The organism is Vibrio sp. OPT46, from assembly GCF_015163535.1.
Lineage (GTDB): Bacteria > Pseudomonadota > Gammaproteobacteria > Enterobacterales > Vibrionaceae > Vibrio > Vibrio alginolyticus.
In genome coordinates this window covers 38,272-44,567 of sequence record NZ_JADDYG010000838.1, presented here as the reverse complement: position 1 = coordinate 44,567, position 6,296 = coordinate 38,272, and the positions used below count along the sequence as shown (strand labels likewise).

The 6,296-nt window shown below is 45.6% G+C and carries 4 protein-coding genes and 1 pseudogene; all 5 read left to right on the top strand.

Annotated elements, in window-relative coordinates; genetic code table 11:
* Positions 1 to 97: pseudogene (locus IQR33_RS34855) on the top strand (transglycosylase); the annotation flags it as partial.
* A 99-nt stretch (positions 98 to 196) separates the two neighbouring features.
* Positions 197 to 1,405, top strand: coding sequence for a DEAD/DEAH box helicase (locus tag IQR33_RS29180; RefSeq protein ID WP_193837667.1), 1,209 nt, complete (start codon positions 197 to 199; stop codon positions 1,403 to 1,405).
* 249 nt (positions 1,406 to 1,654) lie between these two features.
* Positions 1,655 to 2,317, top strand: a complete 663-nt coding sequence (locus IQR33_RS29175) for a potassium channel family protein (RefSeq protein ID WP_053303271.1) — start codon at positions 1,655 to 1,657, stop codon at positions 2,315 to 2,317.
* Positions 2,314 to 3,681: a TrkH family potassium uptake protein gene (locus IQR33_RS29170; protein WP_193837668.1), complete on the top strand. Its 1,368-nt coding sequence runs from the start codon at positions 2,314 to 2,316 to the stop codon at positions 3,679 to 3,681. Before IQR33_RS29175 ends, IQR33_RS29170 begins: the two co-directional genes overlap by 4 nt.
* 360 nt (positions 3,682 to 4,041) lie before the next feature.
* On the top strand, positions 4,042 to 6,296 hold a 2,255-nt coding region (locus tag IQR33_RS29165), incomplete at its 3' end, for a M6 family metalloprotease domain-containing protein (RefSeq protein WP_228014214.1).

Here is a 6,296-nt window from a genome sequence, read left to right as displayed (position 1 = left end):
CGATCGCCACAACACGGGGAAAATCACGCTTAATGATGTTTCCTACAAAGTGAGGAAAAAATTAGAAAAAGGTTTGCAGCCCAATTTCATGGGCTAAGATTGTGTCATGTTCCTAGTTTTTCGCGCATGAATCCTTCTGTTACTTCACGGGGATTCTGATACACTACGCGCCCATTTCCTCTGTTGAGACCTTTCTATGCCATTTTCTAAGCTTGGTTTAAGCGCATCGATTGCTGATGCAGTAAAAGCGCTAGGTTATGAAAAACCCACTTCTATCCAACAAAAAGCCATTCCAATCGTATTGCGTGGCCGCAATTTAATTGCAGCAGCGCAAACGGGCACAGGTAAAACGGCCAGTTTTGTTCTGCCAATCTTAGAAAAGCTTAGTCGAGGCGAAACGCAACGTAAAAAACGCGCTCGGGCGATTATCCTAACGCCAACACGCGAACTTGCGCTTCAGGTTCATCAAAGTATTGAAGCTTATGGTAAAAACTTACCATTACGCTCAATGGCGATGTTTGGTGGTGTGGATTATGCACCACAAAAACAAGCCTTGATCGAGGGTGTCGATATTGTGGTAAGCACGCCTGGGCGCTTGATTGATCTGTACGGTCAACGCGCGATTCACTTTGATGAAGTGGAAATGCTAGTGCTTGATGAAGCCGACAAAATGTTGGATATGGGATTCATCGATGCGATCGACAAAATCGTCGACTGTATGCCAGAACATGTGCAAAGTTTGCTGTTCTCAGCGACGTTATCTAACCCTGTTCGTGACTTGGCGAAAAATGCGATTATTGATCCTGAAGAGATCACGATTGCAAAGCACAGTGCCTCAAAATCAAATATTAAACAGTGGATCACGACCGTCGATAAAGATATGAAGTCGTCGCTGTTAAGTCACTTGCTTAAAGAAAATGACTGGTCGCAAGTACTGGTATTTATTGAAACTAAACACGGCGCAGCCAAACTGGTAAGCCAACTTGAGAAACGTGGCATTGTGGCAGAAGCATTCCACAGTGGCCGTAATCAGCGTGTTCGCCAGGAATTAATAGAAAAGTTTAAAGCGGGTGAAATCCAGTACTTAGTCGCAACCGGCGTTGCTGCGCGCGGTATTGATATTGATAATCTGCCAGTTGTCATCAACTACAATTTACCTTACCCAGCGGATGAGTATGTACATCGTATTGGTCGTACAGGTCGTGCTGGCGCGAAAGGTGAGGCGATATCACTGGTTTCAAAAGACGACTTTAAGAACCTCTGCATGATTGAAAGTCGTTTAGGGCACTTGCTAGAGCGAGTGGAAATTGAAGGTTTTGCGCCAAGAAAGCCAGTACCAGTTTCAATTTTAAATTACGTGCCTAAGAATAAACGTAAACCGCACGATAAGCGCGAATCAAAATAGCCAGTTTATCCCATGATCTAAAAGCCGCATTCTTGCGGCTTTTTGCGTTTTTAGGCATCCAATTATGTAGCCATCGCGACGGTTTCTATTCGGTAATGAGGAAAAAGTTAATCAGTGTCATACGCTTAACACGTAAAGTGAATCAAGGTGCGTTAAGCTTTTGTCAATTATCTGTCCGCAGGTTTGCACAAGGTAAGGAATGGGCGCAAACTTTTTTGCTTGCTAATGAATGCATAAGATGGGGCACAAATGAAAACAGGTGATAAGCAATTCGCCGTTATTGGTCTTGGCCGATTTGGTTTGGCAGTGTGTAAAGAGTTACAAGATTCAGGCGCTCAAGTTTTAGCCGTTGACATCAACGAAGACAGAGTTAAAGAAGCCGCCAGTTTTGTTAGTCAGGCGGTTGTGGCTAACTGTACTCACGAAGAGACGGTTGCTGAGCTCAAACTTGATGATTACGACATGGTGATGATTGCCATCGGAGCGGATGTCAATGCCAGTATTCTTGCGACATTGATTGCTAAAGAGGCGGGAGTAAAGTCAGTATGGGTTAAAGCCAACGACCGCTTCCAAGCTCGTGTTCTGCAAAAAATTGGCGCAGACCACATTATCATGCCTGAGCGTGACATGGGGATACGTGTCGCGCGTAAAATGCTCGATAAACGGGTTCTTGAGTTCCACCCATTAGGCAGTGGCTTAGCTATGACGGAGTTTGTGATTGGCTCTCGTTGGATGGGTAAGACACTAAGTGATTTGGCTCTGTGCAAAGTCGATGGCGTGCAAGTGCTAGGGTTTAAACGGGGCCCAGAAGTTACCAAGGCACCTGACCTTAATACCACACTAGAAATTGGTGACCTAATTATTGTGGTCGGCCCTCAAGATGCGCTCGCAAATAAATTAAAATCGCTATGACGTATTTTCATCAGAAAGGTGTTTTTTACGCACCAGATGGTAAACAAGAGAAAGCGAAAGGCAACGAACCGCGAATTATATTGCTCAGTTTTCTCGGTGTTTTACTGCCTTCTGCGGTATTGCTAACCTTGCCAGTTTTTTCTGTTACGGGCCTGTCGATAACGGATGCTTTGTTTACCGCAACGTCCGCTATTAGTGTGACAGGGCTTGGTGTTGTCGATACTGGGCAACACTTTACGCTTGCGGGTAAAATCTTGCTGATGTTTTTAATGCAAATCGGTGGGTTGGGGCAGATGACTTTGTCGGCGGTCTTACTCTATATGTTCGGCGTGCGTTTGAGTTTGCGTCAACAAGCGCTGGCGAAAGAAGCATTAGGGCAAGATCGGCAAGTCAATCTAAACCGACTAGTAAAGCGGATTGTTGTTTTCGCGCTTGTTGCAGAAACGATCGGGTTTATTTTTCTCTCTATCCGCTGGGTCCCTGAAATGGGCTGGAAGACTGGTATGTTTTACGCCTTGTTTCATGCAATTTCTGCATTTAACAACGCTGGGTTCGCGCTGTTTTCTGACAGTATGATGAGCTTTGTGAATGATCCGTTGGTTATCTTTACACTGGCGGGGCTATTCATTTTTGGCGGGCTTGGCTTTACTGTTGTGGGTGACATCTGGATAAACTGGCGCAAAGGTTTCCACTTTTTGCATCTTCACACCAAAATCATGCTGATTGCGACACCGATATTGCTCTTAGTCGGAACGATGATGTTTTGGTTACTTGAGCGAAGCAACCCAAACACAATGGCGTCTTTACCTGCAACAGGACAATGGTTGGCGGCATTCTTTCAATCTGCGAGTGCTCGAACGGCAGGGTTTAATAGTGTTGACTTGGCGTTGTTTACCCAGCCAGCCTTACTGGCCATGATTGTTCTAATGTTAATTGGAGCGGGTTCCACCTCAACGGGGGGCGGTATTAAAGTTTCCACATTTGCTGTTGCGTTTATGGCTACGTGGACCTTTTTACGCCAAAAGAAACATGTGGTTATGTTTAAGCGAACCATAAATTGGCAAACTGTGACTAAGTCATTGGCAATTATCGTTGTGAGCGGAGCCATCCTGACAAGCGCAATGTTTTTATTGATGCTTACCGAGAAGGCCAGCTTTGATAAGGTTATGTTTGAAACCATTTCCGCATTTGCCACAGTGGGGCTCACCGCCGGTTTGACTGCGGAACTTTCTGAACCTGGTAAATACATTATGATCGTGGTGATGATCATTGGTCGTATTGGGCCGCTCACGCTTGCCTACATGTTGGCACGTCCTGAACCTACCTTGGTCAAATACCCAGAAGACGCCGTTCTTACAGGTTAATATAGCGTTAAACAATGGCCGCGCGACCATTACGAGCATTGATTAATAGCAGTGCTCGTACATTTATAGAATATGTGGAATGTTGCCCAGTTTTACCTACAAATTCGTAGAAGTTCATTTCTTCTTCCTTTCGTTTCGATACTATTCATTCACTCAATTTATATTCTCAGAAGCTACGCTCATAACAGCGTTTTGGAATCCGACGCTTTTGTAGTGTGACACCAAACTACGTCGTGTTATCTGAGCGAATTGATACCAGCCTTCGTCAATAGTCACTCAGTCTTACTCTATGCCCATAGGGTTACTTTGTGTTTGTTGTGCTTGGTATTAATTAACGAATCGAAAAGATGGAGTCGTACTTTGAAATTCAACACACTCGCCATGGCTATGCTAACTGCGCTTCTTGCAGGGAAGAGCATGGCAACTACTCCGCCATCACCGGTTTGGCATACTATTGCGTTGAGCGATGGTAGTTCCAGTGAGGCAATTCTACGTGGAACGGCAGATTTCCACTGGTTTGAAGATAAGCAGGGCAATACCTTACTTCAGGAAGACGGCGTTTGGTTTTTCGCGCGGATTCAGCGCGAGTCAGACACGCCAATATTGATCTCGACAGGTGTGGTGAAAACGCAGTCGAGTGAGCCACCTGAGTCGGCGAAGTTTCGCCCGGATTTACAATTTAAACCGCAATTATCTTCTCTAAAAACCATTGAACCGATGGCACGAAAAAACCTACTGCGTTCGGCGCAAGGTTACCAGGCGATGAGCAGTTCAACGGTGAAGCAGCAGCCCCTATTGGTTGTGCAAGTTTCGTTTGATGACCAAGCAATGGTGCACGATTTTGAGCAACGCGTATTTAATACCAATGGTCAAAGCGTTGTGGATTACTTTGATAAAAACTCTCAAGGTAAATTCAAAGTTGTTCCTGCACTTGAGAGTTACGGCACCGCCAATGACGGTGTGATAGATGTGACTGTGGCACAAAGCCACCCTAACTGTCACTCTAGTTCTACTGATAAGACATGCACCGCCAAGTTGAATGCGGTTTTCACCGAGGCTTATCAAAAACTGGATCCATACTTTAATCTTTCGGCCTACGACAGCAATCAAAATGGTACCGTAGAACCGTCAGAACTCTCTGTCATGTTTATTTTTGCGGGGGGCGATCGTTCAACAGGGGTTCTCAACCGTCCTGCTATTTGGCCGCACAAATTCTCTCACGATGATGTCACACTAGATGGTAAAAAGATCACAGACTATTGTGTGTTCGCTGACTATCAAGTTGATCATCAAGCGACCTTGGGCGTGATCGTACACGAGCTTGGCCACTTAATGCTTGGCTTACCGGATTTGTACGCAAGGAACAGTGATGCCTCGATCGGCTCTTGGGGCGTGATGGGTGGCGGTTCATGGGCGCAGAAACCGGGAGATTCATACGCTGGTGACACTCCGGTGAACATGAGTGCATGGAGCAAACACGCTGCTGGTTTTGTTGTACCAACGGTAACTCATGAAAGTCCAGCGCCTATTTCTGTGAACAACGACGATGTCAAGCTGGTGTATCTCGACCCGTACTTGAAAGAGTTTGGCCCACGTGTTTACTTGGAAAATCGCACCTTTAGCGGTTACGACCGAGCATTGGCGGCTGAAGGTATCCTGGCGACGTCGGTCAATGTCCAGAACCGCTTTAATGATGTTGGTGCGATGCAGGTTCAAATCATGCAGGCTGATGGTCTGAATGAGTTAGAAAATGATGGTAGGAGTGACGCTGACGATTTGTACCCTAATGGTGGCGATGTCATTTCAGATACATCGACCCCGGGTCTGAGAGCGATCACAGGGTTTGATACTGGGGTTCGTATTTCCAACATTGCCAGCAACACCAACGGCGGTAGCTTTTCTCTTGAGCATACAAACGAACCAAATAAATCAGCATGGCTGAACTCTCTTCACCAAGGTTATGTGTACGCGAGTGGGAGTAACACTCTGGCGGTGCCACTGGACTTGAATAGTGATACAGAGCTTGATGGTCTTCAACTTTACGCGCAAAGAGATAGCGCTCAAAGTGACATGACTTATCGAGTTTGGCGATTCCCATTTTCTGGAAACATTGGCTATCGATTAATATTGAATCAAAACAACGCTGAGCTTTTACAGCAAGGTAACTTCCAAAAGTCATCTCGAATTTTATTCCCCCAACCAAGCCAATTGAGTGCGGGTCAGCATTTATTGGTCGTTGAATTGGAAGGCGGTCAATTTGATGCAAACTTTGATTTCGGTCGCTTGCTAAAAACTGAAAAAGCCTCTCTACCTGTAATGTGGACTGGTGATTACAGTGAGATTGGCACGTTTGGTCTAGAAAAAGCCGGGTTCTCTTATATTCCGTTTGCAGCATTATTAAATGTGGATGCGAGCAACTTGGTTGAAGCGAAATCTGATTCGTTACAAACCAATAAAAATACGCCAATCAAACTGAACCTGATGGACAATGATTTCATGGCGGTAGGGTATCAGTTCAATGTGGACATTGTGCAGAAGCCTGAGCACGGCACCATCTCTGGCAACCAGTACCAACCTGAAGCTAACTTCGTTGGTCTGGACACTTTCCAATATCG